At 71.4% G+C, this 20,333-nt stretch carries 18 protein-coding genes; 11 read left to right on the plus strand and 7 right to left on the minus strand.

The annotated features are described in order from the left end of the window. Positions 1–26: 26 nt before the first annotated feature. Together IEY73_RS22690 and IEY73_RS22695 are read right to left on the minus strand one after the other, a co-directional pair. Entirely contained in the window at positions 27–1,700 is a 1,674-nt protein-coding gene (locus IEY73_RS22690) for an AMP-binding protein (RefSeq protein ID WP_189081315.1), read from the minus strand. 8 nt (positions 1,701–1,708) lie between these two features. Then, positions 1,709–3,331 (minus strand): AMP-binding protein, encoded by a 1,623-nt coding sequence (locus IEY73_RS22695; RefSeq protein WP_189081316.1) that lies wholly within the window; start codon positions 3,329–3,331, stop codon positions 1,709–1,711. A gap of 71 nt (positions 3,332–3,402) precedes the next feature. Here IEY73_RS22695 and IEY73_RS22700 point away from each other — a divergent pair, with 71 nt between their 5' ends. From IEY73_RS22700 to IEY73_RS22710, 3 genes are all read left to right on the plus strand, one after another. Next, complete coding sequence (locus IEY73_RS22700) at positions 3,403–4,290, plus strand: LuxR C-terminal-related transcriptional regulator (protein WP_189081317.1); 888 nt, start codon at positions 3,403–3,405, stop codon at positions 4,288–4,290. A gap of 71 nt (positions 4,291–4,361) precedes the next feature. Beyond that, positions 4,362–5,408, plus strand: coding sequence for a zinc-dependent alcohol dehydrogenase (locus IEY73_RS22705; RefSeq protein ID WP_229716056.1), 1,047 nt, complete (start codon positions 4,362–4,364; stop codon positions 5,406–5,408). Beyond that, complete coding sequence (locus IEY73_RS22710) at positions 5,408–7,072, plus strand: GMC oxidoreductase (protein ID WP_189081371.1); 1,665 nt, start codon at positions 5,408–5,410, stop codon at positions 7,070–7,072. Before IEY73_RS22705 ends, IEY73_RS22710 begins: the two co-directional genes overlap by 1 nt. 40 nt (positions 7,073–7,112) lie before the next feature. Here the strand turns inward: IEY73_RS22710 and IEY73_RS22715 are convergent, their stop codons facing one another. Continuing rightward, positions 7,113–8,270 carry a glycoside hydrolase family 12 protein gene (locus tag IEY73_RS22715; protein ID WP_189081318.1) on the minus strand — a complete coding sequence of 386 codons (1,158 nt, stop codon included), beginning with the start codon at positions 8,268–8,270 and terminating at the stop codon, positions 7,113–7,115. 243 nt (positions 8,271–8,513) lie between these two features. Between IEY73_RS22715 and IEY73_RS22720 the strand changes: the two genes are divergently transcribed. Together IEY73_RS22720 and IEY73_RS22725 are read left to right on the plus strand one after the other, a co-directional pair. Further along, positions 8,514–8,855 (plus strand): histone-like nucleoid-structuring protein Lsr2, encoded by a 342-nt coding sequence (locus tag IEY73_RS22720; protein WP_189081319.1) that lies wholly within the window; start codon positions 8,514–8,516, stop codon positions 8,853–8,855. A gap of 76 nt (positions 8,856–8,931) precedes the next feature. Beyond that, on the plus strand, positions 8,932–9,696 hold the full coding sequence (locus tag IEY73_RS22725; protein WP_189081320.1) for an SDR family NAD(P)-dependent oxidoreductase: 765 nt from the start codon (positions 8,932–8,934) through the stop codon (positions 9,694–9,696). Positions 9,697–9,924: 228 nt separating this feature from the next. Here IEY73_RS22725 and IEY73_RS22730 read toward each other — a convergent pair whose 3' ends face one another. Together IEY73_RS22730 and IEY73_RS22735 are read right to left on the minus strand one after the other, a co-directional pair. Continuing rightward, complete coding sequence (locus IEY73_RS22730; RefSeq protein ID WP_189081321.1) at positions 9,925–10,131, minus strand: hypothetical protein; 207 nt, start codon at positions 10,129–10,131, stop codon at positions 9,925–9,927. Between the two features lie 145 nt (positions 10,132–10,276). Continuing rightward, positions 10,277–10,582 (minus strand): helix-turn-helix domain-containing protein, encoded by a 306-nt coding sequence (locus tag IEY73_RS22735; RefSeq protein WP_189081322.1) that lies wholly within the window; start codon positions 10,580–10,582, stop codon positions 10,277–10,279. A gap of 359 nt (positions 10,583–10,941) precedes the next feature. Between IEY73_RS22735 and IEY73_RS22740 the strand changes: the two genes are divergently transcribed. Next, positions 10,942–12,018: an NAD-dependent epimerase/dehydratase family protein gene (locus IEY73_RS22740; protein ID WP_189081323.1), complete on the plus strand. Its 1,077-nt coding sequence runs from the start codon at positions 10,942–10,944 to the stop codon at positions 12,016–12,018. A 27-nt stretch (positions 12,019–12,045) separates the two neighbouring features. On the opposite strand, the gene IEY73_RS22745 is transcribed toward IEY73_RS22740, so the two are convergent. After that, positions 12,046–12,882, minus strand: a complete 837-nt coding sequence (locus IEY73_RS22745) for an HAD family acid phosphatase (protein ID WP_189081324.1) — start codon at positions 12,880–12,882, stop codon at positions 12,046–12,048. Between the two features lie 64 nt (positions 12,883–12,946). Beyond that, on the minus strand, positions 12,947–16,024 hold the full coding sequence (locus tag IEY73_RS22750; RefSeq protein WP_189081325.1) for a putative bifunctional diguanylate cyclase/phosphodiesterase: 3,078 nt from the start codon (positions 16,022–16,024) through the stop codon (positions 12,947–12,949). Between the two features lie 85 nt (positions 16,025–16,109). Here IEY73_RS22750 and IEY73_RS22755 point away from each other — a divergent pair, with 85 nt between their 5' ends. The 5 genes from IEY73_RS22755 (at position 16,110) to IEY73_RS22775 (ending at position 20,330) form a co-directional block, all read left to right on the plus strand. Further along, positions 16,110–16,730 (plus strand): class I SAM-dependent methyltransferase, encoded by a 621-nt coding sequence (locus tag IEY73_RS22755; RefSeq protein WP_189081326.1) that lies wholly within the window; start codon positions 16,110–16,112, stop codon positions 16,728–16,730. Between the two features lie 95 nt (positions 16,731–16,825). Continuing rightward, entirely contained in the window at positions 16,826–18,058 is a 1,233-nt protein-coding gene (locus IEY73_RS22760; RefSeq protein WP_189081327.1) for an NRAMP family divalent metal transporter, read from the plus strand. Position 18,059: 1 nt separating this feature from the next. Continuing rightward, entirely contained in the window at positions 18,060–18,821 is a 762-nt protein-coding gene (locus IEY73_RS22765) for a LamB/YcsF family protein (RefSeq protein ID WP_189081328.1), read from the plus strand. 22 nt (positions 18,822–18,843) lie between these two features. After that, the gene (locus tag IEY73_RS22770) at positions 18,844–19,491 is read left to right on the plus strand and encodes a 5-oxoprolinase subunit B family protein (RefSeq protein WP_189081329.1); all 648 of its coding nucleotides are present in this window, start codon (positions 18,844–18,846) and stop codon (positions 19,489–19,491) included. Continuing rightward, positions 19,488–20,330, plus strand: coding sequence for a 5-oxoprolinase subunit C family protein (locus IEY73_RS22775; RefSeq protein ID WP_189081330.1), 843 nt, complete (start codon positions 19,488–19,490; stop codon positions 20,328–20,330). Before IEY73_RS22770 ends, IEY73_RS22775 begins: the two co-directional genes overlap by 4 nt. Positions 20,331–20,333 lie beyond the last annotated feature (3 nt).

The following is a 20,333-nucleotide window of genomic DNA, read 5'->3' on the forward strand; positions in this document are numbered from 1 at the left end:
GCGGTACCGGGAGAGCGCGACCGTGTCTACTCGCGGAACTCGCCCGCCGGCCACGTGTCCGCGGACTCGTGCTTCTGCCGCTCCGCGTCGCGCAGTTCCACGCGCCGGATCTTCCCCGAAATCGTCTTCGGCAACTCGGCGAACTCGATCCGGCGGATCCGCGCGTACGGGGGCATGTGCTCGCGGCAATGCGCGAAGATCGCCTTCGCGGTCGCCTCGTCCGGTTGCCAGCCCTGCGCCAGCACCACGTAGGCCTTGGGCACCGCCAAGCGAACCGGGTCGGGCGACGGGACCACCGCCGCCTCCACCACCGCCTCGTGCTCGATCAGCACCGACTCCAGCTCGAACGGCGAGATCCGGTAGTCCGATGCCTTGAACACGTCATCGGTACGGCCCACGTAGGTGAGGTATCCGTCCGCGTCCCGGGACGCGATGTCGCCGGTGTGGTACCGGCTGCCCGCCATCCGCTCCGCGGTCAGGTCCGCGTCGCCGTGGTATCCGGTCATCAGGCCCACCGGCCGCGGATCCAGGTCCAGACAGATCTCGCCCTCATCGGCCGGCGCGCCGGTGAGCGGGTCGATCAACGACACGCGGTACCCCGGCACCGGGCGGCCCATCGAGCCCGCGCGCACCGGCTGCCCCGGCGTGTTGGCGATCTGCACGCACGTCTCGGTCTGCCCGTACCCGTCGCGGATCGTCACGTCCCACGCGTGGCGTACCCGCGCGATGACCTCCGGGTTGAGCGGCTCGCCGGCGCCCACCGCCAGCCGCGGCGGGGTGCGCAGCGCGGACAGGTCCGCCTGGATCAGCATCCGCCACACGGTGGGCGGCGCGCAGAAGCTGGTGACCCCGCAACGTTGCATTTCGGACAGCAGCCGCCCCGGGTCGAACCGGGTGTAGTTGTGGATGAACACGCACGCCTGCGCGTTCCACGGGGCGAACACGTTGCTCCACGCGTGTTTCGCCCATCCCGGTGACGAGATGTTCAGGTGCACGTCGCCCGGCCGCAGGCCGATCCAGTACATCGTGGACAGATGACCCACCGGGTACGAGACGTGGGTGTGCTCGACGAGCTTCGGGCGCGCGGTGGTGCCGGAGGTGAAGTACAGCAGCAGGGTGTCGTCCGCGCGTGTGAGGCCGTCGGGCGTGAAGGACGCCTCCCGCCGGTACGCCTCCCGCAGGTTCAGCCAGCCGTCCACCGGCTCGCCCACGGCGATGTGGATGGCGTCCGTGCCGGCGAACTTGCCCGCGGCGGCCGAGGTGGCCACGACGTACCCGGCACCGCCGCGCGCCACCCGGTCGCGAGCGTCCGCGGGCCCGAGCAGCGGGGTCGCCGGAATGAGCACCGCGCCCAGTTTCATCACCCCCAGGATGGTGTCCCACAGCTCGACCTGATTGCCGAGCATCACCACGATCCGGTCGCCGCGTGCCACACCCTGCTCGCGCAGCCACCCGGCCACCCGGTCGGATCGGCGGGACATCTGGGCGTACGAGAACTTCTGCTCGGAGCCGTCCTCCTCGACGATCCACAGTGCCGGATCGTCGTTGCCGTCGGCGATGACGTCGAACCAGTCCAGCGCCCAGTTGAAGGTGTCCAGCCGCGGCCACGCGAAATCCGCATACGCTCGGTCGTGGTCCGCGCCGTGGGTCAGCAGAAAGTCGCGTGCCGCGCGGAAAGCCGCCGCATCCCGAGTGCTCATGGGCGCGCTCACGCGGTCGCGGACGGCACGCCGCCCAGGTCCAGGATGCCGATCGCCTCTTCGCGCATCTCCACCTTGCGCACCTTTCCGGTCACCGTCATCGGGAACCCGTCCACCACATGCACGTAGCGCGGCACCTTGTAGTGCGCCAGCCGCCCGGCGCAGAACTCCTGCACCGCCGCCGCGGTCAGCGGCTGCGCGCCCGCGCGCATCACCACCCAGGCCATCAGCTCCTCGCCGTACTTGGCGTCCGGCACGCCGATCACCTGCACGTCGGTGATGTCCGGATGGGTGTAGAGGAACTCCTCCACCTCGCGCGGGTACACGTTCTCGCCGCCCCGGATCACCAGGTCCTTGATGCGGCCGACGATGTTGACGTACCCGTCGTCGTCCATGGTCGCCAGGTCACCGGTGTGCATCCACCGTCCCCGGTCAATCGCCTCCGCGGTGGCCTCCGGCTGCCCCCAGTACCCGAGCATCACCGAATATCCGCGGGTGCACAGTTCGCCCGGTTCGCCGCGCGGCATCACCAGACCGCTCGCCGGGTCGACCACCTTGGACTCCAGGTGCGGCATCACCCGTCCGACCGTCTCGGTGCGCCGGGCCAGGCTGTCGTCGACGCGGGTCATCGTGGACACCGGGGACGTCTCGGTCATGCCGTAACAGATGGCCACCTCGGTCATGTGCATCTCGGCGACCACCCGCTTCATCACCTCGACCGGGCACGGCGACCCGGCCATGATGCCGGTGCGCAGGCTGGACAGGTCGTACGAGCCGAAGTCCGGCAGGCCCAACTCGGCGATGAACATGGTCGGCACCCCGTACAGCGAGGTGACCCGTTCGGCGGCGACGGCGGCCAGCGTGGCAGCAGGGTCGAAGCCGGGCGCGGGCAGCACGATGCACGCGCCGTGCGAGATGGCGCCGAGGCTGCCCATCACCATGCCGAAGCAGTGGTAGAGCGGCACCGGCAGGCACACCCGGTCCTCGTGGGTGTAGCCGATCAGCTCCCCGACGAAGTAGCCGTTGTTGAGGATGTTGTGGTGCGACAGCGTGGCGCCCTTGGGGAAGCCGGTGGTGCCCGAGGTGTACTGGATGTTGATCGGGTCGTCGAAGGCGAGCGTGGCGGCGCGGCCCGCCAGGTCGGCCGGGTCGCCGTCGAAGGCGGCCAGCTCGGCCCACTGCGGCGAGCCGATGAACACCACGTCGGCGAAACCGATCGCGCCGACCATCTCGCGATAGTCGCTGGTCTTGTGCGATTCCGCGCTGATCAGCAGGGACATGCCCGACTGCTGGACGACGAATTCCAGTTCGTGCGTGCGGTATGCCGGATTGACGTTGACCAGGATCGCCCCGATCTTGGCCGTGGCGTACTGCGTGATCACCCATTCCGCGCAGTTCGGCGCCCAGATGCCGACCCGGTCACCGGCGGCCACGCCGCGGGCCATCAGCCCCAGCGCGACCCGGTCGACCACCTCGTTGAGCTGCGCGTACGTCCATCGCCGGCCGGAGGCCACGTCGACCAGCGCTTCCCGCTCGCCGTACCGGGCCACCGACCGCTCCAGGTTGGCGCCGATGGTCTCGCCGAGCAGCGGCACGTCGCCGACTCCGGAGGCGTAAGAGAGCTGTCGCATTCCGGCAGCATGATCCCGCTCCGCCGGAACGGGCTACCCCCGTACGGGGGTGCGCGTGACATGCTTGCCACATGACGGAAACACCCGGCGACCAGGACGTTCTGCACGTCGCCCTGAGCCGGATCCGTCAGATCACCGCTCTTCCGGTGGCCTTCGGCGGAACGGTGGCCGCCGTGGGCGGTGCGGCGCGGCCGGTCCGGTCGCCGCGCTCGGCCGTGTCCCTGCGGCTGACCGAGTGCGCCGGCACGGTCACCGGGGCGCTGCCCGGCCTGCGCATCGTCGCCGGCGCGGGGCTCGGCGGGCGCGTCCTGCTCACCGGGCAGCCCGGCAACGTCACCGATTACGCCGTCGACCCGCGGATCAGTCACGAGTACGACGGGCCCGTCTCATGCGAAGGGCTGCGCGCCATCGCCGCGGTTCCGGTCGCCGTGGGCGGCGAGGTGCTCGGCCTGCTGTACGCGGGGACCCGCGAACCGCTGGCGGTGGGTGAGCGCGCCCAGGACGCCATGCGGCGGGTGGCCGCGCACGCCGGCACCGAATGGGCCGTACGCCGCGAGGTGCGCCGCCGGATCACCCACCTGGAGACCGCGGCACTGCGCCGCGAGGCTCGGGACCTGCCCACTGCTGCCGAGCGGGAGGAGCTGCGCCAGGCGCACGCGGACCTGCGGTCGATCGCCCAGGAGGTCACCGACCCTGCGGTACGCGCCCGGCTGCACGCCGTGTGCGACCGGCTGGCCGGTGCCGGACGGGCGCCGGCCACGCCCAACCCGCTGTCGCCGCGGGAACTGGACGTGCTGGCCATGGTGGCGGTCGGGTGCAGCAACGCGGAGACCGCCCGCCGCCTGGGCATCCTGCCGGAGACGGCGAAGAGCTATCTGCGCAGCGCCACCCGCAAGCTGGGCACGCACGGACGGATGGACACCGTGGTGACCGCACGACGGCACGGGTACCTGCCGTAGGCCGTCGTTCGTCGTCCCGGCCGAGCCGAGTTCGCCGAGCGGCACGCGATGATCGGGTTATGGTCGGCACCATGTCGATGCGCCGCGTGATGGTGACCGCCGAGGGTGTTCGCGTGACGCGGGCGGAGGTGCCCCGGCCTGCGCCGGGTGAGGCGCTGGTGCGCACGGTGGTGGCCGGGGTCTGCGGTTCGGATGTGCACGCGTGGCATGGCCGGCATCCGTTCGTCAGCCTGCCGTACGCGCCGGGGCACGAGGTCTGCGGCGTGGTGGTCGACGGGGATCTGCCCGCCGGACGCCGGGTGACGGTGGAGCCGGACCTGCCGTGCTGGACGTGCAAGCAGTGCCTGGCCGCTCGGCAGAACCTGTGCGAGCGGTTGCGGTTCTTCGGCTGCGCCCACGATCAGGGCGGGATGGCGGACTTCTTCACCATCGACGTGCGCCGCCTGCACACGGTGCCGGACGATCTCGACTGGCGCACCGCCGCCCTGATCGAGCCGTTGTCCACCCCGATGCACGCGATCCGGCTCGCCGAGGGCGTCCGCGGGCGCACCGTGGCGATCCTCGGCGCCGGCACCATCGGACTGCTGTTGCTGCGTGCGGCGCGGGCGCAGGGCGCGAAGCGGATCGTGGTGACCGCCCGCTCGACGGCCAACCGGGAACGGGCGATGCGGTTCGGCGCGGACGCGGCGGTGCCGACCGACGCCGATCAGGTGCGGGACGCGCTGGGTGAGAGCGCGGACGTGGTCTTCGACTGCGTGGCCGCTCCGGAGACGGTGCCGGCGGCGATCGCGATGGCGAACAAGGGCGGCACCGTGGTGGTGGTCGGCGTGCCTGCCGGCGAGGTCCGCGTTCCGCTGCCGATGCTGCAGGACAGCCAGATCCGCGTGCAGGGCAGCGCCACGTACCTGCCGGAGGATTATGCGGACGCGATGGCGATGCTCGGCGCCGGAACGGTGTCCGCGGCCGATTTCGTCACCGCGGTGCATCCGCTGTCCGACGCCGCGTCCGCGTTCGCCGACGCGGAGCGCGGCGCTCAGATCAAGGTGCTGATCGCGCCGGATCCCGCGGAACTCTCACCGCTGCCGGAACCGGCCCGCGGTGCGAGGATGGCCGCATGATGCGGTACGACGTCGTGGTCGTGGGCAGCGGTTTCGGCGGCAGTGTGAGCGCACTCCGGCTGGCCGAGAAGGGCTACCGGGTCGCCGTGCTGGAGGCCGGCCGCCGGTTCACCCCGCAGACGCTGCCGAGGACGTCGTGGGATCTGCGCAACTTCCTCTGGGCGCCACGCCTGGGACTGCGCGGCATCCAGCGGATCACGTGGCTGTCGCAGGTGGTGGTGCTGTCCGCGGCCGGGGTCGGCGGCGGCTCGCTGGTCTACGCGAACACGCTGTACCGGCCGCCGCCGGCCTTCTTCGCCGATCCGCACTGGGCGGGCATCGCCGACTGGGCGGACGAGCTGGCGCCGCACTACGACCAGGCCGCCCGGATGCTGGGCGCGACGACGCAGCCCACGATGACCCCGGCCGACGAGGTGATCGCGTCGGTGGCGGCGGACATGGGTGCCGGGGACACGTTCCGGCGTACGCCGGTGGGGGTCTTCTTCGGCACGCCGGGGGTGACCGTGCCGGACCCGTACTTCGGCGGCGCCGGGCCGGACCGCACCGGTTGCCTGCAGTGTGGCGACTGCATGATCGGCTGCCGGCACGGCGCGAAGAACCGCCTGGACCTGAACTATCTGCACCTGGCCGAGCGGGCCGGCGCGGTGATCCGGCCGGACACCGAGGTCACCTCGCTGCGTCCGGGCGGCGACGGCTGGCTGATCGGCGACGACGTGACCGCCCGGCAGGTGGTGCTCTCCGCAGGCGCGCTGGGCACCCAGCGGCTGCTGCACGCGATGCGCGACACCGGCGTGCTGCCCCTGCTGTCGCCGCGGCTGGGCGAGCTGACGCGGACGAATTCGGAGGCGCTGCTCGGCGCGCAGACCCGCACGGTTCCGGACCCGCCGTATTCCACCGGCGTGGCCATCACCTCGTCGTTCCACCCGCAGGACGGCACGCACATCGAGCCGGTCCGGTACGGGCCGGGCAGCAACGCCATGGGCCTGTTGTCCACGCTGCTGGTGGACGGCGGCGGGCGCCTGCCGCGCCCGCTGCGCTTTCTCGGCGAGGCGCTGCGCCACCCGGTCCTGTTCGTGCGGTCGCTGTCGGTGCGCCGATGGAGCGAACGCACCATCATCGCCCTGGTCATGCAGTCGGTGGACAACTCGCTGACGGTGCACCGCACGCGGCGCGGCCGGCTGGTGGGCGGTCTCGGCCACGGGCCTGCGAACCCGACGTGGATCCCGGCCGGCCACGAGGCGGTCCGGCGCATCGCGGACAAGATCGGCGGCGACCCGGGCGGGACGGTGGGCGACGTGTTCGACATCCCGATGACGGCGCACATCCTGGGCGGCGCCATCATCGGCGACTCGCCGGACACCGGCGTGGTGGACGCGTATCACCGGGTGTACGGATATCCGGGACTGCATATTGCGGATGGTTCGGTGATTCCGGCAAATCTCGGGGTGAATCCCTCCCTGACCATCACCGCGCTTGCCGAACGAGCGATGTCGATGTGGCCCGGCAACGGCGATCCTGACCCGCGGCCGCCGGTCGGTGCGCCGTACGTGCGCGTGGCCGCGGTGTCGCCGCGCTCGCCCGCGGTCCCCGCGCACGCTCCGGCCGCGCTGCGCATCGGCACACCGCCCACCGGGACACCGCGCACCGTCCCGCCGCCGGGTTGATCGGCGACGGGACGGGCCGTGTGTGTCCACTGTGGTGAGATCAGGCCCTTGTGCAGGCGCTGCCGTTCAGGGTGAACGCGGACGGCGCGGCGAAGCTGCCGCTGTAGGTGCCCTGGAACCCGAAGGACGTGCTGCCACCCGCCGGGACGCCGCCGTTCCAGGCCAGGTTGCGGGCGGTGAGGGCGCCGCTGGACCCGCTCAGCGTGGCGTTCCAGGAGTTGGTGACCGCCTGCTCGGAGGGCAGCGTGAAACCGAGCGTCCAGCCGTTGAGCGCGCTGCTGCCGGTGTTGGTCACCGTCACGTTGGCCACGAAACCATTGCTCCAGGTGTCCGTGCTGTATCCGACCGAGCAGGATGCGCCGCCCGCGGGCGGGGTCGTCGGGGTGCTCGTCGGCGGCGTGGTGGGCGGGGTCGTGGGCGGGGTGGTGCCGCCGCCTCCGCCGCCGTTGACGCTGGCCGAGAAGGAGTTCACCGCCAGGCCCGCGCCGCCGATCCAGGGCTCGAAGCCGGCCTGGATGCTGGTCAGATACCAGGAACTGGTGATCGCCCCGCGGCTGCGCACGTCGGAGATGAAGTCCAGCACGCTGAAGTCCCAACTGGCCAGCGGGGACGGCGCCACGTAGGAGATCACGTTGTTGGAGCCGTTGCTGCCCTGCCAGACCTGCCAGTTCCGGCCGCCGATGGTGGTGTTGCCCACCGGGGAACCGATCGGTTGGATGGAGCCCTGGCGGTTGAACCAGATCATAATCTCCATCTGGTTGACGCCGTCGGTCTTCGGCGTCGGGTCGAGCCAGATGTCGTACGCCGCGTCGTAGGTCGCCCCGGATACGAAGGTGTAGTTGATGCTCGACCGCGCGCTGCTGATGTCGCTCACGCGCATCGGCAGCACCGTGCCGGGCGAGCAGTTGGTGTAGTGGCAGCCGTAATAGACCGCCGGATAGGACACCGGGGCGCCACTGGTGTTGCCGGTGCCCTGCTGACTGGTGATGCCGAACCCGGTGCTGGTGACGTTGATGCACTGCTGGGCGGAAGTCCCCCAGCGGTTGTTCATCACCACGTACCGGCCGCCTATGGTGGTGCTGCCGAACTGCTCGCAGATCTGCGTGTCGGCCTGCGCCGGGCCGGCGACCACGAAGGCGGTGATCGAGCCGGCGGCGAGCAGGGCCGTGGCCGCGATCGCGCGGATGGCACGTCTCATGGTCACTCCTTGCAGGGGATACCCCGGGGGCGGGGCGCGCTGTGGGAGCGCTCCCACGCAACCTACAACAGATCGAAACCGGTGAGAAGTGTTTCCACCAGATTTCGCGGTGTGCTCCCGCGCCCCGGTGCGGCACATGCCACCAAGGACATTGCGCCATAGCAAGCGCAATTTGCGCCCAGAACGGACGCACGACAGAATGCTGGCGCATAACTCCATTCGCCAGCACGGAGCATTGACACCATGGCCAAACAGGTAATTACCCTCCTCACCGACGACATCGACGGCGGCGAAGCCGATCGCACGGTCGAGTTCGGACTCGACGGTGTGAACTACACCATCGACCTTTCCGAAGAGAACGCCGGCCAGCTTCGCAAGACGCTCGACCCGTACCTGAGCGTGGCCACCCGGGTCGGCCGCAACGGCGTCGGCAGCCGGCGCGGCGCCGCCCCCGCCCCCGCGCCGCGCGCCAATCGCGACCAGAACCAAGCGATTCGCGAGTGGGCCACCCAGAACGGATACACCGTCTCCGAGCGGGGCCGCATCCCCGGGTCCATCGTGGAGGCGTACCACAACAACCGGTGACATCGCGTTCCGGACCGGGGAGAATACGGCGTCGCCGCGCTCCGGCGGCGCCGTTTCTTCCACATTCGGAGAAGTCATGAGCGTTGTCATCGTCACCGGCGCCTCGCGGGGCATCGGACGGGCCATCGCCGTACGACTCGGCGAGGCAGGAATGCACGTCGTGCTCGCCGCGCGACGCGCCGAGGAATTGACCGCAGTCGCCGCCCGGATACCGGCGAGCACCGTGGCACCCACCGACGTGCGCGACCCGGCAGCGGTGACCTCCCTGGTGGAACGGGCGGCCTCGGTCTCCGGGCGCATCGACGCGCTGGTCAACAACGCCGGGGTCGGCGGCTCCTCCTCGGTGCTGGCCGATCCGCGCACGGTGGACGACATGATCGACGTGAACCTGCGAGCGCCGATCGCTTTGATGCGCGCGGTGGTGCCGGTGATGCGCGCGCAAGGCGGCGGCGCGATCGTCAACATCGGCTCGGTGGCCGGCGAGGTGGGCATCGGCGGCGCCTACTCGGCCACCAAGTTCGCGCTGCGCGGAATGACCGATTCGGTGCGCCGCGAACTGGCCGGCACCGGCATCGGGGTGACCCTGGTGGAACCCGGCTTCATCGCCACCGACACCAACGGCCGCCGGGGTCTGCCCGGTCCGGAGATCGTCGCGGCGGCAGTACAGCGGGCGATCCGCCGCCCGCGCCGGCGCATCGTGGTGCCGGCCAGATACCGGGTGCTCATTCCGCTGGCCGCGACCCTGCCGGCGGCGGTCGACCGGATGTACGCGGGACAGGCCGCCCGCGGCGACGGCCGGGTGGGGCTGCGCCCCGACCCGCCGCCCGACGAGCCCACCTGACCGGGCCATTGCGCGGTTCACCCCGCCTACATCAAGGTGACCTCGACGGTGAAGCCGCGGGCAATCGCCCCTTCCAGGTGCGTGGCATGCGCGCCGAGATACTGGATCTCGCCGCTGCTGTGCTCGGTAATCACCCGACCACCACATAGTCATCGGTGCCGGTGGTGTCGTCGCCGCAGATGCAGCACCGCATCCGCTGCGCCACCGGTCCGGTCCACTCGGCGGCGCTCATTCGGTGGCATCCAGGTGGAACCCGGGCGCTAGGGCCCTGTTGAAATGGTCCGCATGCGCTCCCAGGTACTGGATGGCGTCGCTCGGTGCGGCCGACAGAGCCAACACGATGTAATTGTCGGCTCCCTCGGTGTCGTCGCCGCAGATGCAGCACCGCATCCGAGTGGTCACCGGGCCGGTCCACTCCCGCTGGTCTGCGCCCATCACTCCCAGCCTCCACTCACACTCTGATCGCCCAGCGCGACGAGCTCCGCGCCTGTCACCTGGCGCGGGTAGGCCACCGTTCCCTGGACGACTGAACAGCTATCGGCGGCAGAGGTGCTTGCGGCCGACGTCCGTCAGGAACGGGCTACGAGGCGAGGGGGAACTCAGCTCGCAGGCTCGTACCGGTGATCTTGAGGTCGAGCTCGCCCTCCAGGGCGCTTGCCAGACGGTGCAGCAGGGGAAGCGTCGGCGTGACCGCGCCACCCTCCAGCCTTGAGATCACGGTCTGCGTCGTTCCTGCCCGCGTGGCCAGCTCGGCCTGGCTGATGCCCAGGACCGTCCGCCGGTCATAGACAGCCTGGCCGAGGGCGATGCGGGTACCCGCCTCGACGTACTCGGGACTTTCCCGATGCTCGTCCGGAACAGTCCACTTGGTGTGGTACCCCTTCATCGCCTGCCCCCTTCACGGTCGTAGAGATGGGTCGCTGGCCCATGCTCGCCTTCGCACGCCTTCTGGGCAGCGACGGCGCGCTCGACCTCGCTTGTAGGGCTCACCGAGCGTGGTCGGCGACGCAGCCAGCCTGTCCGCGTGGTATTCAACTGTTCGGTATGCGGGAGCGGCAACGTGTCCAACCAGCGGCGGACCTCGGGTTCCAGTTCGACGTCAAACCGCTCCCCCATATACGCGAGCATATAAATTGGGCAGCGCCGAAATCCAGAGGGCCGACTTGGCAGTCAGGTGACTGCTCGTATGGTCGAGTTGAGTCGCACCGCCGGTTCGAGCCGCCGGGTCGCGGGTACTCCCCGCTCATGCGAGTCGTCATCGTGGGCGCCTCCGGCAACGCCGGCACCGCCCTGCTGCGCCGTCTTCGCCCGGAGCCGGGTGCCTCCCTGGTCGGGGTGGCCCGGCGGCTACCGCCCCGCACCGCCGACTATGCCGATGTGGAGTGGCACTCGTGCGACATCGGCGCGCCGGACGCGGCCGCCCGGCTGGCCCCGATCGTCACCGGCGCCGACGCCGTGGTGCACCTGGCATGGCAGATCCAGCCCAGCCACCACCGCCGGCGTCTGTATCGCACCAATGTCCTCGGCTCCGCCCATGTCGCCGAGGCGACGGTGCGGGCGGGCGTGCCGGCGCTGGTCTTCGCCTCGTCGGTGGGCGTCTACGCGCCGGGGCCCAAGGACGCGTACGTGCGGGAGAACTATCCGCGCACCGGCGTGCTCGCCTCCTCGTACAGCCGGCACAAGGTGCTGGTCGAGGGCCTGCTGGATGTGGTGGAGGCGCACCACCCGGCGCTGCGGGTGGTGCGGTTGCGCCCCGGCTTGATCTTCCAGCGCGAGGCGGGCACCGAGATCGGTCGCTACTTCGCCGGCCCGATGTTCCCGGCCGGCCTGCTGCGCGCCGGCCGCATACCGGTGCTGCCCGCCCACCGCCGCCTGCGGATGCAGGCCGTGCACGCGGACGACGTGGCCGAGGCGTACGCCCGGGTGCTGCTCGGCGACGTCCGCGGCGCGTTCAACATCGCTGCCGCACCCGTGCTCGATCCGGTGGTGGCCGGGCGCGCGTTCCGCGGCGTGGGCATACCGGTGCCCGGTGCGGTGCTGCGCGGCGCCGCAGCGTTCTCCTGGCGGCTGCGCCTGCAGCCGATCGATTCCGGGTGGGTCGACCTCGGCCTGCAATCGCCGCTGATGTCGTGCGACCGGGCCGCCGCCGAGCTGGGCTGGCGACCGCGGCACGACGCGGTGAGCGCGCTGCGGGAACTGGTCGCCGGCATGGCGGCGCGGTCGCATACCGCGAGCGCGCCGCTGTCGTCCGATCCCGAACTGCCCGGGCGGTTCGGCGGGTTGGTGCACGGCCGACTGCCCGGCCAGGGCGACCCCTACTAGGTCGGCCCGGCCGGGCGTCGCCGCCGGTCAGGGCAGGAAGTAGTTCGGGTTGGGCAGTTGGAACGTCTTGTCCGCATGCCCGCCCTTGAGATCGCTGTACTGGTCGCCGAAGTTCGCCACGATGTCGTAGCCCAGTGACTCGATGTGTGCCCGGGTGGCCGCCTTGTAGTGCACGGTCGTGCAGGAACCGTTCGGGTCGTCGGCGCACGCCGCGCGCAGATAGTCCGGGTAGTCGGCCACCGCCGGCTTGGTGAACAGGCCGTCCTCGCCGTCGCGCAGATCGGTCGGCTTCGGATAGCCGGCGTCCACGCCGACCCCGTCCGCGGTGAGATTACCCAGCGTGGCGGCCTCCTGCGTGGCCGGCCGCCCGGTCAGGTAGAAGACCGCGTAACCCTCCCGCTCGGCCGCCCGCGCGGTGTCCAGCATTCCCGGTACGGCCGGGAAGCGCTGCTCGGTGACGAACGTGGCATTGGTCGACGGGTTGTACGCCCAGTTGCTGTACACCTCGTAGTTCCACGTGGCCAGCGTGGTGTCGTCGACGTCGAAGAGGACGGCGCGCGTCTTGTGGGTCCGGTGCGCAGCGGCGAGGTAGCGCTTGCCGTCCCGGGCGACCTGCCGGGCCTCGCGCGCGTAGAAGCTGGTGTCGCCGAAGACGCCCGAGCCCAGCGGGTCGCCGTAGTAGTTGCGCAACTGCTGGCGCAGGACGTCGATGTTTGTCACGTCGTCCGCGGAGTGCGGGGTGATGGTCTTGATCGCCGGGCCGCCGGACGACGCGGCGTAGCCGATGCCGACGCCGCCGAGGGTGGCGGTCGCGAGCGCCGCGACGGCGGTGATCAGCAACCGCCGCGAGAGGTGCAGGGACACAGATGCCTCCGGATGAGAGAAGGGGCGAGGGAACGGTAATCCCGTCGATCCCTGCCCGCATCCCTCACGCGGCGACGGCGGCCGGGCCGGTCAGCCAGTGCAACGCCTCGGTCGCGCCGACCGGGGTGGAGAACAGGAAGCCCTGACCCAGCGGGCACCCCAGCCGCAGCAGCATGTCCCGGTGGGTGGCGGTCTCGATGCCCTCCGCCACCACCGTGAGGTTGAGCGTCTGCGCCAGGCTGATGATCCCGCTGACCAGGGCGGCCTGCTGGGAGTTGTCCACCATGTCGTCAACGAACGTTTTGTCGATCTTGAGGACGTCGATCGGCCGCTGCCGGAGGTACCCCAGCGACGAATAGCCGGTGCCGAAGTCGTCGATGGCCACGCGTACGCCCATCTCCTGCAATGCCGAGAGTTCCGCCCAGATCCGCTCCTCGTCGCCCATCAGCAGCGTCTCGGTGATCTCCAGCATCAGCGCCTGCGGAGGCACGCCGGCGTGCTGCAGCGCGGTCCGCACATGGTCGACGAAGCCGGGCGCGCGGAACTGCCGGACCGAGACGTTCACGCTGACGTACGGCGCGCGGCTGCGCGGCAGCAACCGGCGCCACTGCGCGACGGTGCGCAGCGCCTCGTCCAGCACCCAGCGGCCGATCGGCACGATCAGTCCGCTCTCCTCGGCGACCTCGATGAACTGGTCCGGCGTGATGATGCCGCGGGTCGGGTGATCCCACCGCACCAGCGCCTCGAATCCGGCGGTGTCGTCCGTGGCCAGGTCCACGATCGGCTGGTACTGGAGGATGAACTGGCCCTCCTTCACCGAGTGTTCCAGCGCCGAGCGCAGCTCCAGACGCTCCACCATCGCGCCGTGCAGCTCCGACTGGTAACGGCGCCACTGCCCCTTGCCGGCGCCCTTGGCCACGTACAACGCGAGGTCGGCCTGACGCAGCAGCTCGGTGGCGGTGTTCGCCTCCGGTGTGGTGGTGATGCCGATGCTCGCCACCGCGTGCAGTTCCTCGCCGTCCACCACGATCGGCTCGGCGAGCGCGGCCAGGATGCGCGTGGCGGTCTCCTCCACCGCGCCCGGGTCCTGCACGTTCTCCACCAGCGCGGCGAACTCGTCACCGCCCAGGCGGGCGGCCGTGTCGTCGGCGCGCAGCGCGCCGCCGATCCGGTCGGCCACCGCCATCAGCAGTTCGTCGCCCACCGCGTGGCCGAGCGTATCGTTGACGATCTTGAAGTCGTCCAGGTCGATGAAGAGCACCCCGACGACCGAGCCGTCCCGGGCGGCGCGTGCCAGCGCGTGTTCCAGCCGGTCGGTGAACAGCACCCGGTTGGCCAGGCCGGTGAGCGAGTCGTGGAATGCCTGGTGGGTCAGTTCGCGCTCCAGGCGGCGCCGCTCGGTCACGTCCCGCAGGGTGACCACCAGCCCGGCCACGCTCTGATCGGCGCGCAGATCCCGGCAGTGCAGCTCCAGCGTGACCTCGGTGCGGTGCGCGCCCAACGCCCGGAAGTCCATCCCGTCGCTGGGCCCGTCGCCGGCGCGGACCGCGCCCAGCACGTCCGACAGCCGGCGCTGGTCCACCGGATGGATGATCTCCGGAAGCGAGACGCCGACCGGGTCGCGTCCCAGCACCGCGACGGCCGACGGGCTCGCGTACCGGATCTGGTCCACCTCGTCCACGATGAGGATGACGTCGGAGGTGTTCATCACCAGGGTCCGGAAGTAGGTCTCGCTGTTGCGCCGGGCCACCTCCTGGCTCAGCTCGATGCGCTCCAGCGCCAGCGCCACCTGGGTGGCCAACACCTCCACGGAGGACCGCAGCCCGCTGAGCATCCACGCCGGCGCGCCCACCGTGAGCACCCCGACCAGCGGGTCGCCGGCCGGCCGGTCGCCCAGCACGAGGGGGCAGCGCAGCACCGTGCTGAACTGGTTGAGCCGCACCGCCGCAACCCATTCCACCTCACGGGTGGGCACGATGCGAGCGGTGGTGCCCCCGGCCCGGTCCGCGGCCGCCCGTGCGGCGGTGGCCCCGGTCGGCACCTCCTCGGACTCGGTGATCGCCATCGACAGCACGACCCGGTGCCGGACGTCGGCGGGCAGCAACTGGGCCACCGCGGCGCGTACCGCCTCGGCCACCTCGTCCGTGCCCGGCGCGGCGACAAGCGTGGCGGACGCCCTGCGCAGGGCGCGCTCGCGGGCCAGAGCGAGCCGGTGGCTGGTCATGATGCCGGCCATCCGGGTCAGCACCAGCAGGAAGGTGACCGCGCTGAGTACCGCGATCACCGACAGGTCGGTGACCCGCCCGGCGGTGTGCACCTCGACAAGCAGCACCGCCGGGGCGACCAGCGAGGCGAGGGCGAGCAGCACCAGACGCAACCGGCTCAGGTCGTCGGCGGATGTGACGGCCGGGCGGGTCATCTCCGTCATCGACGGGTGCAGCGCGGCCAGCCCGACGGCGAGGTAGAACAGCAGCCGGGACAGCCCGGCCATCTGCAGGACCAGGTCGTTCAGCGGGGCGAGGTGGACGCCGACGTCGGACACCAGCAGCACCGCCACGCCGCCACCGACGAGCTTGGTGGCCTCGGCCGACGGCGCCGCCCCGGCCAGCAGCCGGACCAGCAGGGCCAGGCAGATCAGGTCGCCGGCAGGGAAGGCGAGCGACCAGAACACTTCCGGCATCCCGGCGCCGAACTGATGCAGGTGCGGCCGGATCACGAACGTCCAACCGAGCAACGCCAGACCGGTGCTGACGGTGAGGGCGTCCAGCACCGCGCCGCGGTCGCGGGTCGCCGCGGTCCGGCGGCGCACGAACAGCGCCAGCGCGAGCGCGAGCACCGGGTAGCTCACGAGCAGCACCAGCACACCGGTGACGAAGAGCCACGGCCGGCTCTCCGCGAGGTCGGTGCCGCGGATCCGGAACAGATCGGCGGCCACCGCCGACATCAGGACCACCGCGATCAGCAGGCGCCAGGGCGCGGGGGCGGTGGGCCGATGACGGCGCAGACCCAGCACGATCGCGGCGGCGGCGCTCAGCCCGGCGATCGGGCGCAGCACCGGTTGCAGGGCCGGCGCCATCAGGAAGGCGGCGGCCAGGCCCGTCATCCACACACCGAGGAGTGCGGCTGCCAACCGTGTCGGCATCGTGCTCCCTCCCGCGCGGACTCGCTGAGGCTCTGATCGGTGGCCCGCCACCGTTGTTGAGCATTGACGGCGGGACAATCGGGCCATGCTCGACTTCGTGCGTACGCACACCCGCCTGGCTCCCGTCCCGTTCGTTCCGGAGATCTCCCTCTTTCAGGCCGACGAACCGATCGCCCTGTGGGAGCGCACCGAGGCGGACGGCACCGCGCAGCCGCCGCCGTTCTGGGCGTTCGCGTGGGCCGGCGGCCAGGCACTGGCGCGGTATGTGCTTGATCATCCCGATCTGGTCGCCGATCGGTCGGTGCTCGATCTGGCCACCGGCTCGGGTCTGGTGGCGGTCGCCGCGGCCCGGGCCGGCGCGCGGACGGTGACCGCGAACGACATCGACCCCCTCTCACTGGCCGCGGCGCATGCCAACGCCGAGGCGAACGACGTACGGGTGCAGCAGGCCGCCGGCGATCTGCTGGACACCGACGCGGAGGCCGATGTGGTGCTGGCCGGGGATGTCTTCTACAGCCGCGCGATGGCCACGCGGGTGCTGCCGTTCTTGCGCCGTGCCGCCGCTCGTGGCGCGCTGGTCCTGGTCGGCGATCCGGGCCGGGCCTACCTGCCGGACGACCTGCGCCCGCAGGCGGGCTACGAGGTGCCGGTGGCGGAGGAGCTGGAGTCCGTGCCGATGCGCCGGGTGACCGTCTGGCAGGTCTGATGTGCCAGATTGTTGAACAAATCTTGTGCGATTGTTCAACAATCTCTAGCGTCGGGGGCGCCTCCCTTCGAACCCACTAAGATCGAGGAGCGCCAATGTCCACGCAGACCCCGGCACCCGCGTCCGCTCGCAGATCCCGCCGCACCGCGCTGATCGGCGCCATCTTCCTGATGGCCACCAGCGCCATCGGACCCGGTTTCATCACCCAGACCACCACCTTCACCGCGCAGCTCGGCGCGGCCTTCGCCTTCGGCATCCTGGCGTCGGTGCTGGTGGACTTCGTGGTGCAGATGAACATCTGGCGCATCGTCGCGATCACCCGCAAGCGCGCCCACGAGATCGCGAACGCCGTGCTGCCGGGCGCCGGCCCGCTGCTCGCGGCCCTCGTGATACTCGGCGGGCTGATCTTCAACATCGGCAACGTGGCCGGTTCCGGACTGGGCCTGAACGCCGCGCTCGGCCTGGACCCGAAGATCGGCGGGGCGATCAGCGCCGCCATCGCCATCTCGATCTTCGCGGTGAAGCGCGCCGGCATGGCCATGGACCGGCTGCTGATCGTGCTCGGCATCATGATGATCGTGCTGACGTTGTACACCGCCGCGGTCTCCGGGCCGCCGGTCGGCGAAGCCCTGCGGCAGACCGTGTGGCCCGAGCGCATCGACTTCGCCGCCGTCACCACGATCATCGGCGGCACGGTCGGCGGCTACATCACCTATTCCGGTGCGCACCGGCTCCTGGACAGCGGCGCCACCGGGCCGGAGCACGTCCGCGAGGTGACCCGCGGGGCGCTGACCGGCATCGCGGTCACCGGCCTCATGCGGTTCCTGCTGTTCCTCGCGATCCTGGGCGTGGTGTCCGCCGGGGTCGCGCTGGACACCAGCGGCAACGCCACCGCCCAGGCCTTCGAGTCGGCCGCCGGCGAGCTGGGCCTGCGCGCGTTCGGCGTGATCCTGTGGGCGGCCGCAATCAGCTCGGTGATCGGCGCCGCGTTCACCTCGGTATCCTTCTTCGACGCGTTCTCCCGCCGGTTCTCGCAGCCGCGCGTACGCTCCTGGACGACGGTGGCGTTCATCGCCGTCACCACGGTCATCTTTCTGCTGATCGGGACGGCACCGGCGGCGCTGCTGGTGTTCGCCGGCGGCTTCAACGGCCTGATCCTGCCGATCGGTCTGACCATCCTGCTGGTCGCGGCGTTGCGCCGCCGAGACATGCTCGAAGGGTACGAGTATCCGGTGTGGCTGTTGGCGCTCGGGGGCATCGTTGCCGCGCTGACCTGGTACATGGGTGTGGTGTCGGCGGGCACCATCTTCGACTACCTGGCGGGTTGACATGGATCTCAACAGCGACCTCGGCGAGAGCTTCGGCATCTGGGAACTCGGTGACGACGAAGCCATGCTCGACGTGGTGAGCAGCGCCAACGTCGCCTGCGGCTTTCATGCCGGCGACCCGCGCACGCTGCTGACCACCTGCGAGCAGGCAGTCGAGCGGGGTGTGGTGATCGGCGCTCAAGTCGGCTACCGCGACCTGGGCGGGTTCGGCCGCCGGTTCATCGACTACGAGAGCGCCGACCTGGTCGCCGACCTGATCTACCAGCTCGGCGCGCTGGACGGCCTGGCACGGGCGGCGGGCGACGGCGTCAAATACGTCAAACCGCACGGCGCGCTCTACAACACGATCGTGCACCACGAGTTGCAGGCCGCCGCGGTGGTGGAGGCGGTCCGCCGTTATGACCCCGATCTGCCGGTGCTCGGCCTGCCCGGGTCGGCATTCCTGCGGCTGGCCGCCGACGCCGGCCTCACGTGCGTACGGGAGGCGTTCGCCGACCGTGGCTACCGGCCGGACGGCAGCCTGGTGCCCCGGCGCGACGTGGGCGCCCTGCTGCAGGACCCGGACGAGGTGGCCGCCCGGATGGTGCGGCTGGCCACCGAGGGGCAGCTCGTCGCGATCGACGGCACGGTGATCGACGTCGCCGCGGACTCCATCTGCGTGCACGGCGATTCGCCGGGCGCGGTGGCCATGGCGCACGCGGTGCACGACGCGCTGGCCAAGGCCGAGGTCGAGATCACCGCATTCGTGGGGCCGGGCGCGTGACCCGTCTCCCGGGAAGCCCAGCATGACGGCGTTTCTGACCTGCGGCCGGGAGGCCGTGCTGGCCGAGGTGGACGATCTCGACGCGGCGCTGGCCCTGTACGCCGCGCTGCGCGACGCGGCGCTGCCGGGTGTGCTCGACCTGGTGCCCGCGGCGCGCACCGTGCTCATCACCATCGATCCGGCGATCACCTCGCCGGCCGCGGTACGCGAGGCGGCGGGCAAGCTGACGGTCGAGCGCCGCCGCCCCCCGGACGCCGGCCGGGTGGAGATCCCCGTCCGGTACGACGGCCCGGACCTGGCCGAGGTGGCCGAACTGCTGGGCGTCTCGGCGCAGGAGGTGGTGCGCCGGCACACCGGCTCGCCGTGGACCGTGGCGTTCGCCGGGTTCGCGCCCGGCTTCGGCTATCTGACCGGCGGCGACCCGCTGCTCGACGTGCCCCGGCGGCGGTCGCCACGCACCCGGATACCGGTCGGCTCGGTGGGGTTGGCCGGGCGTTTCTCCGGTGTCTACCCCAACGAGAGCCCCGGCGGCTGGCAGCTCATCGGCCGCACCACCGCCCGGATGTGGGATCCGGACCGGCCGGAACCGGCGCTGCTGATGCCCGGCATGTCGGTGATGTTCCGGGCCGTGCCGACGGCGACGCACACCTCGAAAGGCGGCTCGGCATGACCATGACCGTTCTGCGCACCGGGCCACTGGTGGTGCTCAAGGACCGCGGCCGGCCCGGCCACGGCAACCAGGGCGTGGGCCCGTCCGGCGCGGTGGACCGTCTCGCGTACGCCCGGGCGAATGCCCTGGTCGGCAACCCGGCCGGGCACGCCGTGCTGGAATGCACCCTGGGCGGCCTGCGGGTGCGGTGCGACGAACCGGCGACAATCGTGCTGACCGGCACCGACGCGGTGCTCACCGTGGACGGCTCCCCGGCCGGGCCGGAGCAGGTGGTGCGGGTCAGCGCCGGCGCCGTCGTGGCGGTGACCGCGCCACGCCGCGGGCTGCGCAGCTACCTCGCGGTGCGCGGCGGCTTCGACTCGCCGCCGGTGCTCGGCTCCCGGTCCACCGACCCGCTCGGCGTCGGACCGCCCCGCCCGGCACCCGGCGACGTGCTGCCGATCGGGCCGGCACCGGACGGACCGGCAGCTTCCCCCCGCGCGGATCCCGGTGACGGACCGCTGGAGGTCGACCTCGGGCCGCGCGACGACTGGTTCACCGCCGCCGCGGTGGCCACCTTCCTCAGCGCGGCCTACACCGTCTCGCCGGCCAGCAACTCCGTCGGGCTGCGGCTGGACGGCCCACCGCTGGCCCGGTCCCGCGACGACGAGCTGCTCAGCGAGGGTGTGGTCCGCGGCGCCGTCCAGGTGCCGCCGGACGGGCAGCCCATCGTGTTCCAGGCAGACCACCCGGTGACCGGCGGCTACCCGGTGATCGCCGTGCTCACGCCGCGGTCCGCGGACCGGGCCGCGCAGGCCCGGCCAGGGGCGCGTCTGCGCTTCGCGCGGGCGGCTGATTGACTG

This window comes from Mangrovihabitans endophyticus (assembly GCF_014646155.1).
Classification (GTDB): Bacteria; Actinomycetota; Actinomycetes; order Mycobacteriales; family Micromonosporaceae; genus Actinoplanes; species Actinoplanes endophyticus.